Source organism: Halorubrum sp. SP3, assembly GCF_005435195.1.
Taxonomy (GTDB): Archaea; Halobacteriota; Halobacteria; order Halobacteriales; family Haloferacaceae; genus Halorubrum; species Halorubrum sodomense.
The window spans coordinates 167,790-192,842 of the sequence record NZ_SGTU01000001.1 but is presented as its reverse complement, the minus strand read 5'-3'; the positions used below and the strand labels follow the sequence as shown (position 1 = coordinate 192,842).

Genomic DNA, 25,053 nt, shown 5'->3' with positions numbered 1-25,053 from the left:
TTCGAACGACGCATTTATTATCCACTACACGTACGTATCTCGTAATGTCGGACGCCTACATCGCGCTGGCCGACGGACGCGTGCTCGAAGCGCGCGCCCGTGCGCCGGGGCGGACCCGCGGCGAACTGGTGTTCACGACCGCGTACACCGGCTACGAGGAGTCGCTCACCGACCCCTCCTACGCCGAACAGATCCTCACCTTCTCGTACCCTCTCATCGGGAACTACGGCGTCCGAACCGAGCGGTTCGAGTCCGAGTCGGTCCAGCCGAACGCGGCGATCGCCCGCGAGCTGACCGACGACGTCGCCGAGTGGCTCACCGAGGAGGGCGCGCCCGCCGTCGACCACGTCGACACCCGCGAGATCGTCACCACGGTCCGCGAGGAGGGCGCGATGGCCTGCGGGATCGCCGCCGGGCCGGACGCGACTCCCGAGGACGCGGTCGCGGAGATGGAGGCGTGCGAGCCGATGAGCGACCACGTCGACATCGGCGCGCAGGTGTCCGTGACGGAGCCGACCGCCTACGAGGGGGACGGCGACGCCGACGTCGACGTGGCCCTGCTCGACTGCGGCGCGAAGGGCTCGATCGTCTCCTCGCTCACCGACCGCGGCGCGGACGTCCACGTCCTCCCGTACGACGCAACTCCCGAGGACGTGGCCGCCGTCGACCCCGACGTGCTCTTCGTCTCGAACGGCCCCGGCGACCCGGAGAACTTCGTCGCCGCGCAGGACGTGGTCGACGAGTTCGCGGGCGAGGTGCCGCTGGCCGGCATCTGCCTCGGCCAGCAGGTGATCACGAGCGCGCTCGGCGGCTCGACCGAGAAGATGGCGTTCGGCCACCGCGGCGTCAACCAGCCGGTCAAGGACCTCCGGACGGACAGAGTCGTGATGACCACCCAAAACCACGGTTACACGGTCGACGACACCGGACCGTTGGAGGTGACGCAGGTGAACGTCAACGACGACACCGTCGAGGGGCTCGACAGCGAGGAACTCGACGTCATCACCCGCCAGTACCACCCCGAGGCGAACCCCGGCCCGCACGACTCGCTTGGCTTCTTCGACGAGGTGCTCGATCTGGCCACCTCGTCGCGTCGAGTCGCGGCCGACTGATCCCCGGCTGATCCCCGCTTCTACTCCCCGAGCCCTCCGACTGACCACTCGGAGTACCACCCGGCCGACGCCTGCGATGCCGTCTCCGTCCGCGTTCCGCGTTCGCTCCGGACCGGCGACGTTTTCTCCCGCCGCCTCGCACGGTGACGCGTGACAACCGAGATCCTGCTCACCAACGACGACGGGATCGACGCCGTCGGGATCCGGGCGCTCGCGGACGCGCTCTCTCGCGACTACGACGTGACGGTCGTCGCGCCCGCGACGAACCAGTCCGGCGTCGGCGGCGCGCGCTCGTGGTGGGAAACGACGGTCGACTACACCGAGACGGACCGCGGCTACGCGGTCGAGGGGACCCCCGCTGACTGCGTCGCGGTCGCGGACGTGGCGCTCGGGCTCGATCCCGACGCCGTCGTCTCCGGCTGCAACCACGGGCCGAACATCGGCGCGCACATCCTCGGCCAGTCCGGTACCGTCGGCGCCGCGATGGAGGCCTCCTTCCTCGGCACGCCCGCGATCGCGGTCTCGCTGTACGACCGCGGCAACCTCCCCGTGCCGCCGACGCTCGACAACGACGACTTCGCGGTCGCCGGCGAGGCGGTCGTCGACCTGCTCGACCGCGCGGAACGCGACGCCGGCGACGGAGCGGGCGGCGGCGACCTCGAACTTCCGTTCGGCGCCGACGTGTTGAACGTCAACGTCCCCGCTGCCGACGACGAGGCGGCGGAGAATCCGACCTACCGGCTGACCGAGCCCGCTCGCGGCTTCGACGTGATCGAGTTCCGCCCGGGCGAGGAGGGGCCGGACGAGGAGAACGTCCCCGAGGGCTGGGAGTTCGGCGAGCGGCGCGGCGAGATGGGGATGGAGCTGCGCGACCGCTTCTGGCGCGAGTTCCTGCGGGGAAACGTCCAGGACGATCCCGGTTCGGACCGCCGCGCGGCCGTCGAGGGCGAGGTGAGCGTCTCACCGCTGTCGAGTTCACGCGCCGTCGCGGGCGAGAAGACCGGATCCCTCATCGAACCGGCCCGCGGCGCCGAGCGAAGCGCCGACTGACGGATCGGCGTCGGCGGAAGGAGCGCGGTCGACTCGGTCGGCGGAAGGAGCGCGGTCGACCTCAGCGCCGTCGCCGCGGCCGCCGCCCGCTGCCGGCGAACTCCGCCGCGAGCCGCCCGAGGTACCAGACGACCACGAGACCGAGGAGGAACCCGGCCCCGGCCGCGGCCAGGAGCTGGACCGGCGTCGGGTCCAACTGGAGGGCGATAAGCGGCGGCGTGACCGTGACGATCGCGAGCAGCACGAGCTTGACCTTCCGGTTCCCGGCCTCCCGCTCCGCCTCGGAGATGGGTCCTACCACCGCGCTCCCCCTCGCGTTCCGACGGCTCCCGGCGCGACGCTCATGCGTCTACCACGCCCCCGGCGACTATCAAGGCGACGAACCGGTTCGGTCCGTCCGGCGTCGACGCCCGCTTACCGCGGCGACCGACCGCGCCCGTCGGGCCCGGTCGGTAAAAAGCGTCTCGACCGTTCACGGCGGTATCGGGGCGTTACCGGCGTGAACGGTCTCGGTCGTTTAAGCCCGTCCGACCGCTCGTGTCGAGTGCCCCTACCCGCCGTCCCGGGCCGACGCGGCGCGCCGCCGCGGCCGCCGCCCGCGCTCCGAGCGTGGCCCGCGGTGCCCGCCTCGCCCGCGCCGCTCCGGGACCAGCCCCTCCCCGCCGTTTCGCGGCGCTTTTGACCCGACCCCGACAAGCGACGCGCATGGACGACGAACTCCGCGAGCGCGTCGCGGCGGCCGGCGAGGCCGCGGCGCTTTACAACGCGCTCAAGCACGGCAGCGACCCGGACGTGGGCGCGATCATGGGGCCGCTCATGGGCGAGAACCCCGAGTTCCGCCCGCACGGCGACGAGATTCCGGGCGTCCTCGCGCCGGTCGTCGACCGGGTCGGCGAGATGGACGAGGCCGAGCGACGGGAGCGGCTCGGCGAGCTCGCCCCAGAGAAGCTCGCGGAGCTGGAGACCGACGACGAGGCGGACGAGCACGTCCTCCCCGACCTCCCGAACGCCGAGGCCGGCGAGGTCGTGATGCGCGCCGCGCCGAACCCGAACGGCCCGTGGCACGTCGGCCACGCGCGGATGCCCGCCGTCATCGGGACGTACAAGCAGCGCTACGACGGCGAGTTCATCTGCCGGTTCGACGACACCGACCCGGAGACGAAGCGGCCCGACCTCGACGCGTACGACGCCATCTTGGAGGACATCGAGTACCTCGGCTTCGAGCCCGACCGCGTGATTCGGGCCTCGGACCGGCTGGAGACGTACTACGACCACGCCCGCGAGCTGATCGACCTCGGGGGCGCGTACACCTGCTCGTGTTCCGGCGAGGCGTTCTCCGAGCTGAAGAACGCGGGCGAGGCGTGCCCGCACCGCGACAAGGACGTCGAGACGGTCCGCGAGGAGTTCGCGGCGATGGTCGACGGCGGGTACGGCTCCGGGGAGATGGTCCTCCGCGTGAAGACCGACATCGAGCACAAGAACCCCGCGCTTCGCGACTGGGTCGCGTTCCGGATGATCGACACGCCGCACCCGCGCGAGGAAGCCAGCGAGTACCGCTGCTGGCCCATGCTCGACTTCCAGTCCGGCGTTGACGACCACCTCACGGGCGTCACGCACATCATCCGCGGCATCGACCTCCAGGACTCCGCGAAGCGCCAGCGGTTCGTCTACGACTACTTCGGCTGGGAGTACCCCGAGGTGCTCCACTGGGGTCACGTCCAGGTCGACGAGTACGACGTGAAGCTGTCGACGTCGACGATCAAGGAACTCATCGAGGACGGCGAGCTGACCGGCTGGGACGACCCCCGCGCGCCGACCATTCAATCGATGCGTCGCCGCGGGATTCAGGGGCGGGCGCTCGTCGACTCGATGACCGATCTCGGGATGTCCACCTCCGACGTCGACCTCGCGATGTCGTCCGTCTACGCGAACAACCGCGACCTGGTCGACGACGGGGCGAACCGCTACTTCCTCGTGCGCGACCGCGAGGACGACCCCGCCGTGGAGCTGCCGATCGTCGACGGCGACGCGCCAGCGCCCGAGGCCGGCCACCCGCGGTTCCACCCCGAACACCCGGACCGGGGCGAGCGCGAGGTGCCAGCCGGCCGCGTCGTCGTCGAGTCCTCCGACCTCCCGCCCGAGGGCGAGCGCGTCTGGCTGAAGGGGTACGGCCCCGTCCGCTACGAGGGCGACGAACTGGCCTTCCTCGACGCCGACATCGAGATCGTCCGCGAGGGCGACGTGGACGTGATCCACTGGGCGCCGGCCGAGGAGGGGCTCGACACCCTCCTGCGGACGGTCGACGGCGACGTGCGCGGGATCGCTGAGCCCGCGCTCGCGGACGTGGACCCCGATACGGTCGTCCAGTTCGTCCGCGTCGGCTTCGCCCGGATCGACGCGTTGGACTCTGAGGCGACCGACGAGGACGACGGCCCGCACGGCTCCGAGGACCTCGTGGCGTACTACGCGCACCCGTGAACCGGACCGCGCTCGGCGGCGCCGACGACCGTTCCGCTCGGCCGACCGAATCCGTTCGTCGCGGAGTTTAAACCCGCGAGCGGCGAAGCGGTGGCAACGATGGCCATCGACCCGAACTTCGAAACGAACCGCGAGCACGTCGGCGAGGAGGACGGGGTCGCCGTCTGGGGTCCCGTCGAACCGCCGGACAAGCAGGGGATCCGCGGCACCCACGTCGCCGTCGACTTCGACATCTGTCTCGCAGACGGCGCCTGTCTGGAGGACTGTCCGGTCGACGTGTTCGAGTGGGTCGAGACGCCGGGGCATCCGGAATCCGAGCGGAAGGCGAGCCCCGCCGACGAGGACCAGTGTATCGACTGTATGCTCTGTGTCGACGTCTGCCCCGTGGACGCCATCGACGTCGACCCCGGGCGCGAGAACCGCTTATAAGTAGTCGTTGTCGGTGTAGGGACGGTTTCCGTCGTTCGAGTTTTTATAAGTAGTTGACTGAGGAGCGACGGTGAACACCTCCAAAGCCCCAGCCGCTCGGCTGTACGTGGTCGACTGTGGATCAGCGGTGGACACCGCCAAAACCCCAGCCGCTCGTTTATAAACAGCTAACTGTGGATCGGCGGTGAACACCTCTAAAGCCCCAGCCGGGAGGCCGCCGTACGCTCGCTGCGCGCTTCACTCGGTCGCTCACTCCGTTCGCTCCCTCGTTCCAGTGCTTGCGTCGCCTACGGCGGCCTCCCGGCTGCCCCTTTGAGTCCACCCCGCTGCGACCGCACAGCACCTCACGCCTCCCCAGCCTCGTCGCTGGCGGCTTCCGCCGCCAGCGACTCCCTCGCGCGTGCGACTCGCGGCCGTCGCTTCGCTCCGGCCGCTCGCCGGCACGCGCCACCGCGGATCTATTTATAAATAGTCGTCGTCTGCCCGCTCACTCGGTTATAAATCGCTCCCGCTCTTTGCGCGCGAACTCGGTCCCGTACCGCTCCACGAGCGGGGCGTAGGCGTCGCCGAGCGCGCGCATACACGCGCTCGTCGAGACGAAGTCCAGTTCGTCGGCGACCTCGTCCCACGGGCGGCCCTGAAGCACCTTCCGGACGAGCAGGCGCTCCGCGCGGTCGTCGAGATCGGTCCCCTCGACCAGCGCCGCGAGCGCGAGGTCCCGGAACGCGCCGGGCGCGGTGTCGTACATCCCCGGGCCGACGGAGGCGCCGACGACCGAGCGCCACTCGGTCTCGGTGAGGTCGACCGGGACCGGGGCGGAACAGGCCCGGAGCGCGCCGCGGACCACGTCCGGGTCGACGTCGCGGTGCGCGTCCGAGAGGCCGTCGCGCTCGCGGTCCCGGAGGGCGACCGCGTGGCGGTCCAGGAGGCCGCGGCCGGCCTCGGTCTCCGGGCGGAGCATGACCGCGGAGTACTCGCCCGAGGCGTCGTTCCGGCTCGTCGAGAGGTGAACGGTCCGGTAGCCTGCCCGACGCCAGAAGCGGAGCAGGCGCGGCGTCGCGCCGTAGCCGACCGAGAAGTAGTCGAGGCCGCCGTCGCCGTCGTCCTCGCTCCCGGCCCCCCGCTCGCCGCCGAACTCCGCGTGGACCTCGTCGAGCAGCCGCGAGCCGAACCCCGCGTCCCGGAGCGCGTGGTGGGTCGCGATCCGAACCGTCCGCAGGCCGCGCGGCGCGGCGGCCGCCTCGTCCCGCAGTTGGCTCGTGAGCACGTCCGGCACCATGTTCCCCCGCACGCGCTCGCCCTCGTACATCCCTCGGCGGGTCGCGGCGTCGAGCCCGCCCTCCCGTGCGAGCAGCGCCACCGCGACGACCCGGCCGTCCGCGACGAGCGCCCGCGCGACGAGGTTCGGCGCGTCCAGCAGCCGCGCCAGGTCGTTCGGCTCGGTCCGGTAGTGCGCGGCGACGAGCAGCCCGAACGCCTCCGAGAGCAGCGTCTCGTCCGCGAGCAGGTCGGCGGGGTCGAGCGCTCGGTAGGTCGCCTCGTCGACCGACGCGTCCGCGACTGCCGCGTCGACCGCCGGCCGGGCGTCGAGCAGGAGCGCGCGCGACGCCCACGCCTCGACGGGGTCGTTTCGCGCGTACCGGATCGGCTCGTCGAGCCGCACGTCGCTGACCGCGAACCGCGAGTCGAGCAGCCGCTCCCGGAACCGGACCGCGAACCCCCGGCCCGCGCCCTCGTAGCCGTGAACCGTCGTACAGAACGCGACCGCGGGCGCGTCGAGGAACCCCTCCAGCAGCCGCACCGGGAGCGCCGCCGCCTCGTCGACGACCGCGGCGTCCGCCTCGGCCGCGGCTTCCGCCGCGGCGGCGGGCGGGAGGAACCGGACGCGGCCGCCGGAGGGCGTTCGGAGGTCGCGCTCGTCGCGGTCGCGGTCGCCGTCGAGACCGCCCCCGTCGTCCCGCTCGCTCGCGGTGGCGTCTCCCCCCGTCTCCGCCGCGATCAGTTCTCGCGCCCGGGCGAACACCTCCGCGGCGTTCCGGAACGCGGGCGCGGTGACGAGCACGTCGGCGCCGTCGAGCGCGAGCGCGCCGGCCGCGAGCCCGGCCGCGCTCGACTTCCCGCGCCCCCGGTCCGACTCGACGACGACGGCCGAGCCGGGGGCGGCGAGCGATTCGAACGCCCGAAGCGCCCGCGCCTGATCGCCCGTGAGACAGGCTCGGTACGCGGCCGCGGGGAACGTCGCGTCAGGCGGCGCGCTCGGGGGACCGACGGGCTCGCCGCGCCCCTCGCCCGCGCTCCCGGTGAGTCCGTCGCGCTCGAGCGCGTCACCGTCGGGTCCCTCGCCGAGCGCGACGACCGCGATTCCGGGATGCGTCCGGAGCGTCGAAACCAGGCGTTCGCGGAACCGCCCCGTCACATCGTCGACCTGGTACGGGGGCACCGCCAGCGAGTCGTCGAAGCGGTCGCGAATCGCCGGCCAGTCGTCGAGCGCGGGCGTCAGGAGGATCAGGAGGCCGCCGCCGTCGACGGCGCCGACCGCCCGCCCGAGCGCGTTCGGAACGAACCGGTCGTGGCAGTCGAGGACGACCGCCTCGCGGGTGCGGCCCAGGAGTTCGTCGGCGCTCCGCGGCCGGTGTTCCTCGAACCGGAACCCCTTCCGCGTCGAGACGATCGAGGCGTCCCCGTCGTCGACCTCGACCGATTCGACCGCGTCGTACGCGGCGTCGATACCGCGGTCGCGGTCGCCCGCGAGCACGAGGACCCGCCGCTCGTTCGTCCGCTCGGCCTCGGCGCGCAGTTCCCGCGTGACCCCCGCGATCATTCGCTCGTCGTTGCCGAGGCGCGGGCATGTGTCTTGCCCTCCGCGTCGTCGCCCCGAGTTTCGAGCCGCCCCGGCGACGCTCCCGCCGCGCCGGCGGAGGCGGGAGGCTTACGGACTCGCGGCGCGTCGCTCCGGACATGACCACGGTCACGCTCATCGGGACTCGACTCGCGGACGTCAGCCGCGAGTTCGTCTACGAGGGTGAATCGGGCGACTGCGAGGGGTGTCCATATCGCAGCCAGTGTCTCAACCTCTCCGAGGGGACTCGCTACCGGGTGACCGGGATCCGCGAGAACGCGCAGACGCTCGACTGCGCGGTCCACGACGCGGGCGTCCGCGCGGTCGAGGTCGAACCCGCCTCCGTCCCCGCCAACGTCCCGTCGGAGCGCGCGTACGCGGGAAGTAAGGTGTCGCTCGCCGGCCCCTGCCCGCACACCGAGTGCCCGAGCCACGGCTACTGCGTCCCCGACGGCGCCGACTTCGACGAGGAGCGCGTCATCGATCAGGTGCTCGGCGACCCGCCCCACGAGACGTGCGCGCTCGACCGGGACCTGACGCTCGTGGAGTTCCGCGCGGAGGAGTGAGCGCCCGGCGGTCGCGGGTTTTCGACCGTTACAGCGACGCGATGGCGTTCAGCGTGATCCGGATCGCGCGCTCGACATTGTCCTTCGCCTTCGCCGGCAGCTCGTCGTCGGAGTCCGCGCCCTTCTGCGTTCCCGCGACGAGGTTGCCGTCGACGGTGCAGATGGCGCCGGCGGCCAGCCCCTTCCGGCGCGCGAGCGCGAAGACGGTCGCGGCCTCCATCTCGACCGCGAGCAGGTTCGCGTCGTTCCAGTCGTCGACCGACTCCTCGTCTTCGTTGTAGAACGCGTCGTCCGAGACGATCGGGCCGACGTGGATCTCTTCGCCGTTGTCCTCGGCCGCCCCGACGAGTCCGGTGAGCACGTCGTAGTCCGGCACCGCGGGATAGTTCGCGGACTCGTATCGCTTGCTCGTCCCCTCCTCTTTGGCCGCGCCGGTCGCGACGACCATGTCGCCGACCTCCATCTCCGACTGGAGCGCGCCGCAGGTGCCGCACCGGACGAACGTCTCGACGCCGACCCGCGAGAGCTCCTCGACCGCGATGGCCGCCGACGGACAGCCGATCCCGGTCGAGCAGATCGTGAGGTCGACCCCCTCGTAGCTCGCGTTGACGACCTTGTACTCGCGGTTCTGCGCGACGACCTCGCTGTCGTCGCACAGGTCCGCGATCCGGTCGACGCGCCCCGGATCGCCCGGGATGACCGCGATTTCGTGGACGTCGCCCTCCTCGACCAGCAGGTGCGGCTGTTTCGCCATACGAGCGGGGACAGCCGCCGCGCGCAAAAACGGACCGGTCGGCAGGCGGGGTAGCGGTGCGAGACGGATTTGATATCGCGCTATGAGATTTATAAGCGGGTCTATTTGTGGAAGTTGAGACTACAGCGGGTATAGGAGAGCTGTAATGAGTGGATTTTGCCGATTTGGTCAGCAGAAACTACCTCAATTCTCTCTCAAAGCGGCATTCTTGTTATACTTCCAATCATAAGGGCGAATTTTCGAGACATCCAACAGTGTCGCCACTCAGACCGCGCGCTAGCCCAGACTGAGTGTCTCTCTATCCGATTCCAGTCTCCTTCTTCAGCAGCGTCAGTGTGTTATCTGCGTCACCATCGGCGAGTGCTCGTACTTACCAGTCAACGCGACCTGAACGAGCAAGTCGACGGCCCGCCAGATAGAGTACTCGCCTCTCGGCACGGGGCGAGCATCGAGGACGAGTGGAACAGCGTTACCGACCAATGGACTGTAGCCCACTGGTAGGCGTACTCGTCGGTGTTCTCCTTCGTTCCGATGATCTCGTCCTCGTAGCCCGTACGGTCGCCCGTGAAGGGGTCAGCTTCGGTAATGTCGATCGCGACGATGCCTGCGCGAAAGAACTCCTCCGTCTCTGCGACTTTGCCGATGAGTTGCCGGATCGCTCGTCGATACATCGCTCGAACCTCCGGTATCGGGAGGTCACGTAGGTGGTCGCGGTGAGCATGTCCGGGTGGTGTCCGCTCCCGCGTTGACTCGTAGCTGAAACTCCGAGCACCCTCGTTGGCAGCCAAGTTCTCACGGAGCCCGAGATAGGTCTGTAACCCCCAGTAGGCGTTCTCGTGAATCTCACTCCCGTTACCACGGTCTAGCGAGAGCGCCGGGAAGACAACGCGGCTGACCTGTTCTATAATCGTCTCTGCCCGGCCCAAGATGCGTTGCTCGTCCGGTGCTGAATCCTCGACGGCGGTGTCCCGGTAACAGAGCTTCTGCTCAGGGTCGCGTGGAACCGAGATATCTGTATTCTAGGCTTCAATGAAAAGAGTCCGGGCAGTTGTCTCCACCGTCTCGCGAAGGTCGGCGGTGAACCGGGTGTTCCAACTGCGCCACAGCGTCGATTGATCTGGAACCGTCTCTAACCCCAACTGATCGCATACGACTGGCGCGTTTCTCAGATAATCAACGAGGGACGTTTGGTGCTCCCAGCCGTGGAGTTCCTTCAGTACAAACATCCGAAAGAGTGTGTCCACCTCGTAGCGGGTTGAGCCCTCGTAGCGGTCGTGGACATTGAATAGGAAGTACGCCATAGGAAGTGAACAGGTGAGCTGCTCAACCGAGTCGTGACTCTTATGACCGGAACCACGTCTCCGAAACCGTCCGAACATCCGATTCTACTCCGGCAAGCGATCTCCGATCATACAACGGCGACGTATCGTAAACTGGCCAGTTGGCGTACGGTCGTCGCGCGATGTATCGAAAAACGGCTCGCCGAGACTCAAGAGTTGGAGCCATCAACAGACGCTGGATAGGTCACGCTCAAGAACGCATTCACATCCCTAGATACGCCGACGTACGGACTACAGAACTCTGTAAGTGCTCTGTACGAGACCCAAACATAGCTTTCCACGGAGCGCCTCGTCTGGTTTGTATCGACCAACTACCTCAACAGCCTGCCACAGTCCGGGTGAAAGAGTCCGCTGAGAGCGCTCTTTCCTCTATTTGGGGGTTGCACGTGTTGCTGTCGCTTTGAACGACGCGACAATATGACGACCCGACTCAAGTTGGAGCCGCTCTCGACTGTCTTCAGTTACAAGAGCATACAGGGGGTCTTCGGCCCCAACATCGACAGAAACCAGCGAAATCACGTCACCGCAGTCGACACTGAGTACGTGCCCGTCGAATCGGTTTCGGGCACTCGTGGCGCTCTCCGTCGGCGTCTCATCCAGATCGTGTAGCGTTACCGTATCAGCACGAAGACTCACCTGTACCGTGTCAGTATCGGCCGGGACGATTGCCCGTACATCTCCAGCAGCGGTGGTTACTGTTCCGAGTTCGCCAGTCCGTGTCACGACGGTCCCGTTTAATACTGCCTCAGTAGTTTCCGCAACTGACGAGTATCCTGTACAAAGCCGCTCAAATCGGGAGAGTAACTTATCGGCGTTTTCAGTGAGAGTACTTCCGCCACCGCCAGATCCTCCGCGCTGCCGTTCAACTAGCGTCCCGAAGGCCCCTTCCAGTTCAGTAATGCGTTGGTGCGAGCGCGAGTACGACCGACCGAGTTCGTCAGCGGCCTTGTGAATCGATCCGATCTCGTCTACAGCTTTGAGGAGCGACGCGTCCTTCTGTGTGAATTCCACACTATCTGCCCGAAGCTGTGCGTCGAAGCTCGCGTCCATACCGGGTCAAGACGGGCAGGGAGGAAAACAATTATGCCGGTGTCGAAATAACGCCGATGTATCAATGACAGAACATCGTACACGACGTGCGTTCCTCGCGAGTAGTGTAACAGCAGCGGCGCTTGGTTTAGCCGGCTGTACTGGTGACGGTGGGAGCGATGGCGGTGGCGACAGTGGAACCCCGACAAGCACACCGATGTCGGACTCTATGACCATCTTCCACGCCGGCTCGCTCGCCCCGCCGTTCTCGGCTGCCGAACCGCAGTTCGAGGATGAGTTCGGCGTTGACGTCACCCGGGAGGCGCAGGGATCCGTGGCATCGACACAGAAGATCACCCAGCAGGGACGGTCGGCAGACGTACTCGGCGTCTCCGATTTCCGGCTCATCCGTAACCGGGTACTCCCGGAATACGGCGACTGGTACGCCATCTTCACGACGAACTCGATGTCGATTCAGTACCGGGAGGACTCCCCCGGCGCGGACGACATCTCGGCCGACAACTGGTGGGAGGTCCTCTCGCGTGACGGCATCACCATCGGACACTCGGACCCGGCGGTCGACCCCGGCGGCTATCGCGCGGTGATGACGCTACAGTTGGGTGCCGAGGAGTTCCAGGGCGAGCGGCTCTACGACGAGGGGACCCTTGACGCCCTGATGAGCAACACGACCGTTCCAACGGGGACCGAGACGAACCTCGAGGGCCAGCTCGAGTCTGGCGAACTCGACTACGTCCTGTACTACCAGTCTATCTCGGCCACCTCCGGGCTGCCGTACGTCGACCTCCAGCCGGAGGTTGACCTCTCGCAGGCGACGAATGAGTACGCACAACACTACGCGAAGGCCGAGGTCGAGACCGACAGTGGCACCTTCACCGGCGCGCCCATCGCGTACGGACTGACCGTCCCGAGCGTCGCCGAGGCCCCTGGCCGCGGCGCACAGTGGGTCGAGTATTTCGGCACCGAGCCGGGTCGGGCGATCCTCGAAGAACAGGGCCTCGTTCCTGTTGATCCCATTGTCGTTCCCGCGAGTTCGGAGGACGCCGTCCCCGACAACGTGATGGGAGTCGCCAGCGCACAGAGTTCTCTCGGGCCACTGGAGCTCTAGTGGGGTCCGTCGCCATTTCATCGATATTTATGCACAACGTGCCCCGCTTCACAGACCATGGCAACGGAGACTGAACGCCGGTTCGAGATCGACGCAGTCGGGCGGACACCACTAGTCGTGGCGTTCGTCGCCGTCCAAGCGCTGGCATTCGCCGCTGCGTACTCGGTCGGCCAGCCGACCTGGTACGCCTACTTCATCGTGGGCAGCACGGCCGTCACCGCGTACGCGCTCGACGGAACCTCATTCACCGTGGCGACAGCGACCGCCGGGAGTCTCCTCATGATCGCCCTGGGGCTGCCCCTGTTCATGTTCGTCGCACGGCAGACTCCTGCACTCGTCATCGAGAAGGCACTGGATCCGGATGTCCACCGCGTACTCTATCTCGGTGTGTATGGTCCATTGTTGGCGGCCGTGCTCAGCCTCCTGTTTGGTGTCCCACTGGCACACCTGCTAGCGAAGGGATTCCCCGGCCAGCCCCTCGTCGAGAGTCTCGTCGACCTCCCCCTTGTCGTTCCCCACTCTGTCGCGGGTATTATCATCCTGTTCGGCTTTGGGAAGAGCGGTGCATTCCCCCAGTTCTCGGTCCTCGGAACGATGGTTGGAATGGTGTTGGCGATGGCGTTCGTCTCGGCCCCGTACGCGGTCAACGCCAGCCGGGAGGCATTCGAGGCCATCGACGACCGCCTTGAGTACGCCTCTCGCATCCACGGCGCTAACAAGTGGGAGACGTTCCGGCGGGTGACCGGCCCGCTCGCTGTCCGAGGCATGATCACCGGCGGCGTGCTCGCGTGGGCCCGTGCTGTCTCCGAATTCGGTGCCGTCGCGGTGGTTGCCTACTCTGTAGAGTTCTTTTACCCGTTCGCAGGCGAGAAGGTGACCGCCCAACACGCACCCGTCTTCGTGTACAACACGTACCTCCAGGGGGGACTCGAGGAGAGTGGGGCGGTCGCGTTCTTGCTCTTAGCCGTCTCGGCAGCAATCTTCCTCCTCGTCCGCTACCTGACCGACGATGGCACAGCAGGAGGGATGCCATGACCCGGCTCACTGCCGACATCCGCTCGACGTTTACCGCCGACGGTGCGGAACCGTTTACCGTCGATGCCGCAATCGAGGTCGAGTCCAACGAGACCTGTGTAATACTTGGTCCGAGTGGGAGCGGCAAGACGCTGCTGTTAGAGACGATAGCCGGCTTCCACGAGCACAACGGGGTAGTGACGGCGAACGAAACGGATATCACGGGGAAACCGCCGGAGGAGCGGGGATTCGGCTTCGTGTTCCAAGATTACGCGCTCTTCCCGCATATGACTGTCCGGGAGAACGTCGAGTACGGCACCCGGTACCGAGAGTCGTCGCGTGATGCCGCCGAGCTGCTTGATGAACTCGGTGTGGCCCATCTCTCGGAGCGAAACCCACCGACCCTGTCGGGCGGAGAGAAACAGCGGGTTGCCCTCGCCCGAGCGCTCGCGATTCGCCCCTCTGTGATGCTGCTTGACGAACCGCTGGCAGCACTCGATGTCCCGACACAACAGGCCCTGCGAGACGATCTCGCGGATATACTTGACGACGTGACCGCGGTATACGTGACGCACAACCGCACGACGGCCCGCGCTGTCGCCGACCGGATCGTCGTGATGCAGGAGGGGCGGGTCGTTCAGCGTGGTACGCCCGAGGACGTGTTCGAACGGCCCGCTTCGCCGATGGTTGCCCGGTTCACCGGGTCGAACGTTATCGACCTCTCGGCGGCGCCCTCGCTACGCCGTATTCTCGATGATGGCATCGGGTCCCAGGCACGCTCCGACGGAAGCGGTCGGAGTCCAATCGATCACGACAGCGATACCGACGCAGCGCCCCAGGTCGCCATCAGACCGGAGGCAATCACACTCGGTGACGCTGACGGCGACCTGTCTGCGACCGTCGAGCGCGTCGTGCGCGAGGATGCAACGAACCGCGTGACGCTCGCGTTCGACGACATCACTGTTGAAGCGTTCGCTACCTCGCCACCGGTCGTAGGCACAGAAGTCACCCTGTCGTTCCCGCGCGATCGCCTCCACCCCTGTTAGCGGCGCGCCCATTTGGCACGGTAGCCTGTTCAGCCGTTCGTCTCGACCAGTTTGACCGGGTGATGCCAGCGGCATCCGTGTTCGACGTATTGAGAACAGTAGTGCGAGTCGCAACCACTACCGTCGTGTCGTGGTCATGTGCGCTACCGGCTGAGTCGATGGACTATACGGCACTCACGTCGATATATCGGACCGTCGTTCGGAGGAAGTGTTCGTCTCCCGATTCTGCCGATGTCCCTCGAATTGAGGCTGTGACCTCCGACTGCTTGGTCCCCGGTAGGTATCTCTCGGTCGTGAAAGTATACTCTCTATGTCACTTAGATCGGTTGACTGACGCACCGTCCTCGGGTGTAAATACCGAGGGCGGCGATCCCGAGAGAGGTCAACAAATGAAAGTTCTTGTTTATAAACTGGTTCAGAAACGTGTATATTGAGATGGGTAGTCTCAACTTCTGATCCATTTGCCGTCAACCTCCTCTCGACCAGACGGACGGACTCGGCCCGGACCGGCCGATTTATCGCCCGATAACCCCCAGTTCGCGTATGCCCGACGCTGACGCCTCGCTCGCCTCGACGCTCGGCGCTCTCACGGCCGCGTTTCTCGTCGTCACGCTGGTCGCGGGAACGCTGATCGGCTTCAACTGGACGCAGGCGGTGCTGCTCGGCGGGTTCGCCGGCGTCGTCGCCGTCGCGTCGGCGTGGCTGACGGCGCGGCGGGCGGACGGCGACTGAGCGGGTCCGTCCGGGTTCTGACCGCGCGAACCCGAGTATCGCGACTGAGAGGTCGGACGGAGGATTTTATACCCGTTCGGCGTCGACATCGGATAATGCGATTCAATCGCGACCGTCGGGGCCAGTCGGTCGTGGTCGGGACGGTGGTGCTGTTCGGCTTTCTGATCCTGGCGCTCTCGCTGTATCAGGTACAGATCGTGCCGCAAGAGAACGCGGAGGTCGAGTTTCAGCACTTCGAGGAAGTCAGGAACGACCTCGTCGAGCTCAGGAACGGAATCTTATCGGCCGGGAGCTCCGAGCGTCCGCAGTTCGTCGACGTAAAACTCGGAACGAGGTACCAGACGAGGGTATTCACCGTTAATCCACCCGATCCAGTGGGAACACTGCGGACAAGCGACGCATACAACATCACGATTACCGACGATTCAGGGACCAAAGTGAACATTTCGACGCGGTTCATTGAGTACCGACCGGGGTACAACGAGCTTGAGTCGGGGTCGATGTGGTACGATAACTCCGTTCTCTACCTCGCTGAATCGAACTCAAACCGTCCCGCAGTGGTCATCGAAGATCAGAACATCTTAGTCGACAACGACACGCTCAGGCTGACCGCCGTCCAGAACGAGTTCAGCGCGTCCGGCACCCGGAAAGTCGCCGTGGAACTGTACCCGACGAGTGACGCGACCGATCTCTCGAATCTGAGCGGAACAATCGATGTTCGAATCCCAACGAGATTGGGGAGCGAGGACGGCTATTGGAACGAGTCGATCGAGAACGGCTCGGTCACGTACCAGGGTGTGAATGACAGTGCGTACCCCACGTCGAGTGAGGTCTCGGCCCTGCTGCTTCAGGTTGATAGCCCAGATAACGTCACCGTGAACTCCGTGGGTATACAGTCAGAACCGAGCGGTGAGACGGTGAAAGATAACGTCGGGCCTGTAACCGGGGGCGGTGCCGGTGCTGGTGGTGGTAACGGTGGAGATACTTCTCCCGGAGGCGACCCGGAACTCAAGTATGTCACTGGAACTGGCACCGACACCGATGATAATGGTAGGATAGCTTTTGAACTCGAAAACACCGGGAGCGGCGATGTAACAATTACTGGGATCAGAGTTGACAGTACCACAGATGAGCAAGCGGACAGGGTGAATAACGACGGTAATAGCGAATTTAATGGTGCTGGCGGCGATCTTAATCTTCCATCCGGGCAGGCCTTACTCATTGGTGCAGCAGGGATAACTGATCTTGATACGAACGCGGTAGTAGCTCAGGGATCGACGGAAAAGTTCAATCTACAACAGTTTAGCAGATCGCCTGGCAATTCTGGAAAAATTAAATCTAGAGACATGTCCGGCGATAACGTAACAATTACGCTGAGACTCGATGACGGTACTACGACGACAATCACAATTGAAAATATCTCCTAATATTCCACAATCGACGTAAACCACCATCGACACACCCATATGCCGTCCGTATGAACGACCGCGTATGACCGCAGTCGGGATCGACGGCATCGAGATCTGGACCGGGAAGCTCAAGCTCGACCTGCCGGGCACGTTCGCGCCGGAGAAGGGCGACGACCCGGAGAAGTACACGAAGGGGCTCGGGCTCACCAACTCCTCGTTCCCGGACGTGTACGAGGACATCGTCACGATGGGCGCGAACGCCGCGAAGCGACTGATGGACCGCAAGGGGCTCGAACCCTCCGACGTCGGCCGTATCGACGTCGCCACCGAGTCGGCGTTCGACCACTCGAAGCCGGTGTCGACGTACATCGCTGGCTGCCTCGAACAGGTGTACGACGGCGACTTCACCCACGCCAACAAGGGCGAGCGCAAGTTCGCCTGCCTCGCCGGCACGCAGGCCATCGACGACGCGTACAACTGGATCCGGGCGGGGCGGAACCGAGACCGTCCCGCGATCGTGATCACGACGGACACCGCCCTCTACGCCCGGGGCGACCCCGGCGAGGCGACGCAGGGCGCCGGCGCCGTCGCGATGCTGATCGACGAGGATCCGTCTATCGTCGAACTCTCGACCGATCAGGGGTACGGGTCGAAAGACGAGACGGACTTCCTCAAGCCGAACCAGCAGTTCCCCAGCGTCGACGGGAAGCGCTCGGTCCAGGTGTACCTCTCTCGGATGCGCGAGGCCCTGGAGGACTACGAGTCCGTCACGGACGACATCGAACTAGAGGACTTCACCTACGCCCCGTTCCACACGCCGTTCCCGGGGATGGTCCGGAAGGCGGCGCTTCTGGCGTACCGCCACGTCATCCGCGACACCGCTCACGAGGACGCGCTGGCCGACGAGATCGGTCGCCAGCCCCGCGAGAACGAGTACGACGACCGCGAGGCGTACGAGGAGGCGATCCGCGGGTACATGGACGACCTGAAGACCACCGAGCAGTACCGGACGTGGTACGACACCGCGGTCGAGCCGACGCTCGAACTCTCCCGCGAGGTCGGTAACTGGTACACTAGTTCCGTCCACATCGCCCGCGTGAGCGCCCTGCGAGACGCCCTGACCCGCGACCGCGAGTTCGTCGGGGACACCCTGCTCGTCGCCTCCTACGGCTCCGGCGCGCAGGCCGAGATCCACGCCGAGACGATCCGCGAGGGCTGGCGCGCGGAGATCGAGGGGCTCGACGTCGACGACCAGCTCGACGCTCGCTACGATCTGACCTGGGACGAGTACGAGGACGTTCACGACGTCCACGAGTACGACATGGACGTCGAACGCGAGATAGAGGAGTTCACCCAGCCCGACGGCGAGTTCGTCTTCACCGGCTGGGGCCGGATGAACGAGCGGCAGTACGAGTACGTCGAGTAGGGCGCGCGGCGAGGTACGTCGAGCGCGCGGCGAGAGTCGACGGCGGGATCGAGTCCCGTAGTTCCGTTCTGTGGGTCCGCTTTCCCGTGAAAACGGGTCACACGACGCTTCTCGAATACGATGGGTTTAAACGACGTTAGGCTGAAAATCACCTCAATGGTAACCGTCTACGACGTGCCGGCCGACGACCTCATCGAGGCCGTCGCCGCGCGACTCGAGGACCGGATCGACGAGCCCGATTGGGTCGAGTTCACCAAGAGCGGCGCCGGCAAGGAACTCCCGCCGGAGCAGGACGACTTCTGGTACGTCCGCTCGGCGAGCCTCCTGCGGAAGGTCGCTCAGAACGAGCCGGTCGGCATCGAGCGGCTCGCGACCGAGTACGGCTCGAAGAAGCGCGGATCGAACCGCTACTCCGTCCGCCCCGGCGAACACGAGGGGGGCTCCCGCAAGCTCATCCGCTCGGCGCTTCAGGCGCTCGAAGAGGAGGGGCTCGTCACGACCGCCTCCGGCGAGGGGCGTCGCGTCTCCGACGAGGGCGAGGCGTTCCTCTCGGAGGTCGCGACCGAGGTCTTCGAAGACCTCGACCGGCCGGAACTCGAGCGCTACGCGTAGACCGTTTCTTCTGTTCGTTTTCGTCGAAGTTCGATAGCCTCGGCACCGCCCAGCGCCGCCGAGACGCCCGATCCGTGACGTTTCGTCGTTTTTCCCCCGTCGCTCAGTGGTCTCCGCCGATCGTTCAGATTATACCGTTTTCCGCTATATAGAATTGGCCCGGCACCGCACCCTGCCCGTTCGTGCGAACGCCGTGCCGTCGGTTCGCGCGATCGGTGAGCGAGAGGTGAGGCTACCGCGTCGGACGTCGACGAAGCGAAAAGGGGATCGCGGGCGGTGTCCGCTCGGTTCGACCGGCGCGGTCGCGCTATCCGGTGTTCTTCATCCCGGCGGCGATGCCGTTGACGGTGAGCCGCAGGGTGCGTTCCTCCTCGTCGGTGCGGTGAGTGCGCCCGAGCAGGTTCGCTTGGAGCAGGTTCAGCGGGTCGACGTAGGGGTTCCGGCGGTCGAGGCTCTCTTCGAGCCACTCGCGGCGGAGCAGCTGGTCGCGGCCGCTGATCTCCAAGACCAGCTCGCGCCCGCGCTCGTACTCGTCGACGAGCTCGGGGAAGAAGCGCTCGCGGAGGTCCTCGTCGGCCAGGTCGGCGTACTCGGCGGCGATCTCCGGCTCGGTGCGCGCGAGCGCCAGCGAGGCGTTGTCGAGGGTGGTCCGGAAGAACGGCCACTCGTCGAACATCTCGCGGAGGGTCTCCATTCCAGCCTCCTCGCCGACCTCGTCGAGGTACGCGTCGATGCCGGAGGCGACCGCGTACCAGCCGGGGAGAATGAGCCGGGTCTGGGTCCACGAGAACACCCACGGGATCGCCCGTAGGTCCTCGACGCTACGCTCGCCCGAGCGCGAGGCGGGCCGCGAGCCGAGGTTGAGGTCCTCGACGACGCTGATCGGCGTCGCCTGCTCGAAGTAGGAGACGAACCCGTCGGTGTCCAGGAGACTGCGATACGTCTCCCGCGCGGCGGGCGCCATGATCTCCATCGCCTCCACCCAGCGGTCGGGCACGTCCTCGACCGGCTCCTCGTTCGCCTCCTTCCGGGCGCGGATCTGCGCGTCGAGCATCTGTTCGAGCTCGCGCTCGGCGATACGGGGGTTGGCGTACTTCTCGGCGATCGCCTCGCCCTGTTCGGTGAACTTCACCTGCCCGGTGACCGTCTCGTTCGGGAGCGCGAGCAGCGCCTCGTTCATCGGGCCGCCGCCGCGCGAGATGGAGCCGCCGCGGCCGTGGAACAGCCGGAGTGTGACCTCCTCCTCGCGGCAGAACCGCGCGATCCGGCGCTGGTTCTCGTAGAGGTCCCAGTTCGCGGCGAGGAACCCGTTCTCCTTGTTGGAGTCGGAGTAGCCGAGCATGACCTCCTGAACCTCGCCGCGGGCTTCGAGCGCGGCCGCGTACGCCTCGTTCTCGAAGAGCGTGCCGAGGATGCGCTCGGCGCCGTTGAGCGCCGACTCGGTCTCGAGCAGGGGGACCACGTCGACCGCGCAGTGATCGGGCAAGGAGACGACGCCGACCTGGTCGGCCAGGAAGAGCACCTCGAGCACGTGGCTGGGCTCTTCGGTCATCGAGATACAGTAGGTGTCTATCGCCTGCTGGCCGTACTCCTCTTGCCACTCCGCGAACGACGCGAACCGCCGGAGGACGCGCTCGGTCGTCTCCGAGACGTCGCCGGGTTCGTCGAGGTCGACGACCGGATCCTCCTGAAGGATCGCCTCGGTGAGGAAGTCGACGCGCTCGGGCTCGTCCATCTCGCGGTAGTCGACGCCCTCGACGCCGACCGCCTCCGCGACGGCCTCGGTGTGGTTCTCGCGGTGGTCGCGCAGGTCGAGCGACGCCAGCGTGAGACCGAACGTGTCCACCTGCCGGCGGAACGGCTCGATCGACGACTCCAGCACCGACTCCTGGCCGTCCTCGCGCAGCGACTCGGCGATGACGTCGAGGTCGTCGAGGAAGGCGTCGCCGTCGGGGTACTCGCCCGGCCGCACGTCGTTGACGCGGTCGAGCCGCTCGCGCATCAGGCGGAGCTTCTGGCGGTACGGCTCGTCGGGGTAGCGCTCGCGCGCCTCCTCGACGACCGCCGGGAACCGCTCGGCGTCGGCCGCGAGGGACCGCGCCAGCGCGTCGCCCTTCGCGTACCGGTCGCCGTCCTGGCTCAGGACGGCCGAGAGCCGCTTACACCGCTCCCGGTACTTCTCGACGGCGACCTCGCGCTGGCGTTCGAGCGTCTCGTCTGTCACCTCGGGGGTGACGAACGGGTTGCCGTCGCGGTCGGACCCCGCCCACGAGCGGAACTCGAAGAGCTTCGGGCAGTCGACGTCGTCGTACTCCTTCGAGATGGTCTCCTCGAACTCCTCGTAGGCGTCTCCGACCACGTCGAACAGCGTGTTCTCGAGGTACCACTGAACGTTTCGCGCCTCGTCTTCCGGCTCGGGCGATCGCTGGCGGACCTGTCGGGTGCCCCACAGGCTGGTCACCTCGGCGGTGACGTCTCGCCAGACGGCGCGCCGCTCCCGGTCGGTGAGGTTGCGCTCGTCGAGCTCCTCCAAGTGGTTCGCGATGGAGCGGAGCTTGGACTTCACCGTCGAGCGACGGGCCTCGGTCGGGTGGGCGGTGAACGTCGGCTCGATGAGCACGTCGGCGAGCAGCTCCTCCAGCTCGGCGGCGTCGACGCCTTCCTCGGCGAACTCGGCGATCGTCGCGTCGAACGAGTCGTGGAGGGCGCTCCCGTCGTCGGCGTTTCGGACCGCGCGGACCCGCTCGCGCTCCTCGGCGAGGTTGATAAGCTCGAAGTAGGTCGTGAACGCCCGCGCGACCACCTCCTCGCGGGTCGTCGACAGGCCGTCGACGACTTCGTGGAGGGCGTCGCGGTTCGACGCGTCTCCCCGTCGGTAGTCGATCGCCGCGTTTCGGAGCGTCTCGACGGTCTCGTACGCCTCGGTCGAGGCCTGCGCGGCGAGGACGTCTCCCACCAGCGCCCCGAGTTCCCGAACGTCCGTCCGCACGTCCCGATTGTGCAACTTCATACCACACATACTGCGGTCGGGATCGGTTAAAACCGCCGTCTGAACGAATGTTTGCCTCGGTTCCGAGTCAATACATACACGAACGTTCCTGTTCGACCGCCGCCGGAACCGATGCGTCCGCGCCGCGGTGAACCACCGACCCGCAGCGAGCCGTCGCGGAGAGCCGATTCTCGCGGCGGTGGAGGGTTCGTCACCCTTTTTACCGGTCCTCCCCGAGAGCGGGGTATGAGCGCGTCCGACAAGTATCCGTCAGAATCCGGACGGCGACGCTTCGTGAAGGGCGTCGTCGGCGGCGCGGCCCTCGCAGGGGTCGGTGCGATGGGGTCGGCGACCGTGAACACCCTGACGACCGCCGGCGGCGTCGGCGGCGGGTCGACTATCGCGAAGACCATCGAGCACACCGGCGGTCCGGCCCCCCGAGGACTCCCGCAGGTACCGGTCCGCGTCACCGACGACGGGTACATTCAGGGGATCTGGCCCGAGACGAAGACTATCACTCAGGAGGGACAGGAGATCGAGGTCGCCCAACAGCAGCTCGGCGGGGTGACCTACTCCGGCGCGTGGTACCAGTACTGCGGCGTCGAGTCACAGGAGAATATCCAGCCGAACTTCGAGTCGGATAACCTGTTCCGTTCCGCGAGCGCCCCGCCGTACGACTGGCAGTCGGAGACGTACTCCGGCGGCGACCGGATCCACGTCGACGACTTCGCCAACTACACCGAGTGGGGCAACGGGATCGGCAGCGAGGGCGTCGGCAAGCCGGCGGAGGTCACGTGGCGCTCCGAGGACGCCGAGACCAACCTCAACGTGATCGTCATCCGCTCGCCGCAGATCGAGGAGGCGGCCCAGAACAACGAGTGGCTCCAGGCGTCGACCGATCAGGGGTTCATGGCGTACCTCAACGTCTGTACGCACTTCTGTTGCATCCCGGGCTACAAGGTGTTAGAGGAGTCCGCCCGCTACGGCGCCGCCGACGGGACGTACTGCGTCTGCCACCAGTCGACCTACAACCCGTTCACCATCGAAGAGGCGCTGTTCATCGCACGGCCCCGGCCCGAAGAGTAACGACTGTTGCCCGGTTTCCCGTCTCGGGGTTCCCCTTCCGCCGCCGCGCTTTTCACGCCGCTCGCCCGAGACGACGGTATGAGTGACGACCCCGCTTCCGACGACTCCGCCGGAGACGACCCCGCCGGAGACGACTTCCAGACGGAACTCTCCCGCGCCCGTGACCTCCTCGACGGCGACGGCGTCGACGCGGTCCACGTCGGCGTCGTCCGCGACGGCGAGGTCGACACCACGTTCGCCCAGCGCACCGACGGCGACGATCCGGACGGTGCCGGGCTTCGCGCGCTCGCGCTGCTCGCCGCGCACGTCAGGCTGGTCGCGAGCGAGGCCGGCGTCGACCCCTCCACCGTCGCCGGCGACGCCGCGACGCTCGCCGGACAGGTGGAACAGATCCCGGCGAACACCGACCAGATACCCGACGAGTAGCGGAGGCGGTTCGCGTCGGCGCGAGCGCTACTTCCGACCGCCGGCTTCCGTCGTGCGGATCCGGCGGAGCTGGTGGGTCACGCCCGCCAGCGCGACGAGCAGGACGGCGAGGTTGAACACCGCCAGCGCGACGGACTGGTAAGCCGGGTCGAACCAGGTGCGGATCGCGTTTCCGGACTGGCTGTAGAACCCCCAGCCGGCGACGACCGCGAGCAGCGACAGCGCGGCCAGTCCGACGCGGTCGAGCAGCCCGCGGAGGTCGTCCGTCGAGAGGCGGTCGAGCCCCGACTCGTCGGCCGGTTCCGTCGCCTCGTTCGTGTCGGTGCGGTCGGAGTCGGTTCCTGTGCGGTCGGAGTCGGTCCCTATGCGGTCGGAGTCGGTTCCCGTGCGGTCGGTCGCATCGGTGTCGTCGGTCATGGACTGAGGTGGGTCGGCGTTCGGATCGCGGTCGCCGGCCGTGCCGGCAGTGCGGTCGTCGGTGGCGCGTTCGTCCGTCTCGAACCGGTCGATAGTGTCGTCCGCGGGCGGTTCGTCCGTCATCGTCGCCCCCGTGCGGTCAGCGCCGCGACGACGAACGCGACGAGCGCGACGAGGGGGCCGAAGCCGGGCGTCGAGTCGCCGCTGGTGCCCCTGTCCTGCGGAGCGCCGGCGTCGTCGCCGGCGCCGGCGCCGTCGCTCCCCTGTTCGAAGTCCTCGACGGAGAACTCCACGTCGCGGACGGTCCGGTTCGCGGTGATGGTCTCTCGCGGATTCAGGTTCGCGACGCCCTGCGTCTCGTCGACGAGCACGTCGTCGTCGAACAGCGCGGCGTCGACGTAGTAGTTGTACCCGCTAGGGACCTCGACGGTCGCCGTCACGGTGTCGGTGCGGCCGGGACGAACGGTGCCGACCGTCTCCGTCGCCTCCGCGGCGATCACGTTCGACTCCGCCTGCCGGAGGTAGAGGCGGAGGCCGACGTCGTCAGACGGCTCGTCGCCGCGGTTCGTCACCGAGACGGAGACCGACAGGGTCGCCGTCCGGTTGTCGGCCTCGACGACGCTCACCGCGACCGTCGGCCAGACGGTCCCGTCGGTGAAACCGACCTGCGTGTCCGCGTAGTCGGGAGTGAGCGCCGCGACGCCGGCGATACGGGTTGTCCGCTGCTCGCGGCGCCGCCCGTCCGCGAAGACCACCGTCTCGATGCGGTAGCCCCCCTCGCGCTCGACGGTCACGGTGCCGTTGACGGTGCGTTCGCCCTCGAAGTCGACGTCGCCCACCTCGACGGTCGTCTCGTCGACGAGGAGGCCGGACTCGGCTCCGATCGCCCGGTGGCGGACGGTGACGTTCTCGACCGTCCCACCGCGGTGGCGGAGGTCGGTGCCGAGCCTGAGTTCGGCGGTCTCGCCGCCAACCTCGCCGGGCGCGACGGTCGTGCCGGCGATGTCTATCTGACCGGGCGGTTCGTCCCGTTCTCGGGGGTCGGTGAGGGCGTCCGGCGCGGCGACGGCGCCGACCGCGCCCGCGACGAGGAGGGCGACCGCGGCCGTCAGGAGGGCCGTGCGGGTGTCCATGTCCGACCCGTCACAACCCCGATATAAGTGCTTTGTCCGG

At 66.9% G+C, this 25,053-nt stretch carries 21 protein-coding genes and 1 pseudogene; 14 read left to right on the top strand and 8 right to left on the bottom strand.

Features of this window, described 5'->3' with window-relative positions; genetic code table 11:
• Positions 1 to 44: 44 nt before the first annotated feature.
• Together carA and surE are read left to right on the top strand one after the other, a co-directional pair.
• The gene (gene carA, locus EXE42_RS00980; RefSeq protein WP_137694741.1) at positions 45 to 1,112 is read left to right on the top strand and encodes a glutamine-hydrolyzing carbamoyl-phosphate synthase small subunit; all 1,068 of its coding nucleotides are present in this window, start codon (positions 45 to 47) and stop codon (positions 1,110 to 1,112) included.
• 150 nt (positions 1,113 to 1,262) lie between these two features.
• On the top strand, positions 1,263 to 2,162 hold the full coding sequence (gene surE / locus EXE42_RS00975) for a 5'/3'-nucleotidase SurE (protein WP_092919963.1): 900 nt from the start codon (positions 1,263 to 1,265) through the stop codon (positions 2,160 to 2,162).
• A gap of 61 nt (positions 2,163 to 2,223) precedes the next feature.
• Here the strand turns inward: surE and EXE42_RS00970 are convergent, their stop codons facing one another.
• On the bottom strand, positions 2,224 to 2,463 hold the full coding sequence (locus EXE42_RS00970; protein ID WP_092919964.1) for a hypothetical protein: 240 nt from the start codon (positions 2,461 to 2,463) through the stop codon (positions 2,224 to 2,226).
• Positions 2,464 to 2,867: 404 nt separating this feature from the next.
• Between EXE42_RS00970 and EXE42_RS00965 the strand changes: the two genes are divergently transcribed.
• Together EXE42_RS00965 and EXE42_RS00960 are read left to right on the top strand one after the other, a co-directional pair.
• Positions 2,868 to 4,640, top strand: a complete 1,773-nt coding sequence (locus EXE42_RS00965) for a glutamate--tRNA ligase (protein WP_137705730.1) — start codon at positions 2,868 to 2,870, stop codon at positions 4,638 to 4,640.
• A gap of 99 nt (positions 4,641 to 4,739) precedes the next feature.
• A complete protein-coding gene (locus EXE42_RS00960) occupies positions 4,740 to 5,069 on the top strand; it encodes a ferredoxin family protein (RefSeq protein ID WP_092919966.1) in 330 nt (109 codons plus the stop codon).
• A 487-nt stretch (positions 5,070 to 5,556) separates the two neighbouring features.
• Here the strand turns inward: EXE42_RS00960 and tmcA are convergent, their stop codons facing one another.
• On the bottom strand, positions 5,557 to 7,890 hold the full coding sequence (gene tmcA / locus EXE42_RS00950) for a tRNA(Met) cytidine acetyltransferase TmcA (protein WP_137705728.1): 2,334 nt from the start codon (positions 7,888 to 7,890) through the stop codon (positions 5,557 to 5,559).
• 137 nt (positions 7,891 to 8,027) lie between these two features.
• Here tmcA and EXE42_RS00945 point away from each other — a divergent pair, with 137 nt between their 5' ends.
• Positions 8,028 to 8,474: a UPF0179 family protein gene (locus EXE42_RS00945; protein WP_092919969.1), complete on the top strand. Its 447-nt coding sequence runs from the start codon at positions 8,028 to 8,030 to the stop codon at positions 8,472 to 8,474.
• 28 nt (positions 8,475 to 8,502) lie between these two features.
• Here EXE42_RS00945 and EXE42_RS00940 read toward each other — a convergent pair whose 3' ends face one another.
• The 3 genes and pseudogenes from EXE42_RS00940 to EXE42_RS00930 form a co-directional block, all read right to left on the bottom strand.
• Positions 8,503 to 9,228 carry a nucleoside phosphorylase gene (locus tag EXE42_RS00940; RefSeq protein WP_092919970.1) on the bottom strand — a complete coding sequence of 242 codons (726 nt, stop codon included), beginning with the start codon at positions 9,226 to 9,228 and terminating at the stop codon, positions 8,503 to 8,505.
• A gap of 298 nt (positions 9,229 to 9,526) precedes the next feature.
• A pseudogene (locus EXE42_RS20755) lies at positions 9,527 to 10,734 on the bottom strand (transposase).
• A 203-nt stretch (positions 10,735 to 10,937) separates the two neighbouring features.
• Positions 10,938 to 11,618 (bottom strand): TOBE domain-containing protein, encoded by a 681-nt coding sequence (locus tag EXE42_RS00930; RefSeq protein ID WP_137693462.1) that lies wholly within the window; start codon positions 11,616 to 11,618, stop codon positions 10,938 to 10,940.
• Between the two features lie 196 nt (positions 11,619 to 11,814).
• Here EXE42_RS00930 and EXE42_RS00925 point away from each other — a divergent pair, with 196 nt between their 5' ends.
• From EXE42_RS00925 to EXE42_RS00895, 7 genes are all read left to right on the top strand, one after another.
• Complete coding sequence (locus EXE42_RS00925) at positions 11,815 to 12,723, top strand: extracellular solute-binding protein (RefSeq protein ID WP_241988306.1); 909 nt, start codon at positions 11,815 to 11,817, stop codon at positions 12,721 to 12,723.
• Positions 12,724 to 12,780: 57 nt separating this feature from the next.
• Complete coding sequence (locus EXE42_RS00920; RefSeq protein ID WP_092919973.1) at positions 12,781 to 13,758, top strand: ABC transporter permease; 978 nt, start codon at positions 12,781 to 12,783, stop codon at positions 13,756 to 13,758.
• Positions 13,755 to 14,783, top strand: coding sequence for an ABC transporter ATP-binding protein (locus tag EXE42_RS00915; protein ID WP_137705727.1), 1,029 nt, complete (start codon positions 13,755 to 13,757; stop codon positions 14,781 to 14,783). The genes EXE42_RS00920 and EXE42_RS00915 overlap by 4 nt, the downstream gene beginning before the upstream one ends.
• 543 nt (positions 14,784 to 15,326) lie before the next feature.
• The gene (locus EXE42_RS00910) at positions 15,327 to 15,515 is read left to right on the top strand and encodes a hypothetical protein (protein WP_092919975.1); all 189 of its coding nucleotides are present in this window, start codon (positions 15,327 to 15,329) and stop codon (positions 15,513 to 15,515) included.
• Positions 15,516 to 15,610: 95 nt separating this feature from the next.
• Entirely contained in the window at positions 15,611 to 16,942 is a 1,332-nt protein-coding gene (locus tag EXE42_RS00905; protein WP_206750713.1) for a hypothetical protein, read from the top strand.
• Between the two features lie 64 nt (positions 16,943 to 17,006).
• A complete protein-coding gene (hmgB, locus tag EXE42_RS00900; protein WP_137705725.1) occupies positions 17,007 to 18,350 on the top strand; it encodes a hydroxymethylglutaryl-CoA synthase in 1,344 nt (447 codons plus the stop codon).
• A 156-nt stretch (positions 18,351 to 18,506) separates the two neighbouring features.
• Positions 18,507 to 18,962: a 30S ribosomal protein S19e gene (locus EXE42_RS00895; RefSeq protein ID WP_092919977.1), complete on the top strand. Its 456-nt coding sequence runs from the start codon at positions 18,507 to 18,509 to the stop codon at positions 18,960 to 18,962.
• Positions 18,963 to 19,269: 307 nt separating this feature from the next.
• On the opposite strand, the gene ppc is transcribed toward EXE42_RS00895, so the two are convergent.
• Positions 19,270 to 21,972: a phosphoenolpyruvate carboxylase gene (gene ppc / locus EXE42_RS00890; RefSeq protein WP_137705724.1), complete on the bottom strand. Its 2,703-nt coding sequence runs from the start codon at positions 21,970 to 21,972 to the stop codon at positions 19,270 to 19,272.
• 225 nt (positions 21,973 to 22,197) lie between these two features.
• On the opposite strand from ppc, the gene EXE42_RS00885 reads away from it, so the two are divergent.
• Positions 22,198 to 23,037: a cytochrome B gene (locus tag EXE42_RS00885; protein WP_092919979.1), complete on the top strand. Its 840-nt coding sequence runs from the start codon at positions 22,198 to 22,200 to the stop codon at positions 23,035 to 23,037.
• Between the two features lie 78 nt (positions 23,038 to 23,115).
• Complete coding sequence (locus EXE42_RS00880) at positions 23,116 to 23,463, top strand: hypothetical protein (RefSeq protein ID WP_092919980.1); 348 nt, start codon at positions 23,116 to 23,118, stop codon at positions 23,461 to 23,463.
• Positions 23,464 to 23,490: 27 nt separating this feature from the next.
• Here the strand turns inward: EXE42_RS00880 and EXE42_RS00875 are convergent, their stop codons facing one another.
• Both EXE42_RS00875 and EXE42_RS00870 read right to left on the bottom strand, forming a co-directional pair.
• Positions 23,491 to 24,003, bottom strand: a complete 513-nt coding sequence (locus EXE42_RS00875; protein ID WP_394347988.1) for a hypothetical protein — start codon at positions 24,001 to 24,003, stop codon at positions 23,491 to 23,493.
• Positions 24,000 to 25,013: a PGF-CTERM sorting domain-containing protein gene (locus EXE42_RS00870; RefSeq protein WP_137705723.1), complete on the bottom strand. Its 1,014-nt coding sequence runs from the start codon at positions 25,011 to 25,013 to the stop codon at positions 24,000 to 24,002. Before EXE42_RS00870 ends, EXE42_RS00875 begins: the two co-directional genes overlap by 4 nt.
• Between the last annotated feature and the right edge of the window lie 40 nt (positions 25,014 to 25,053).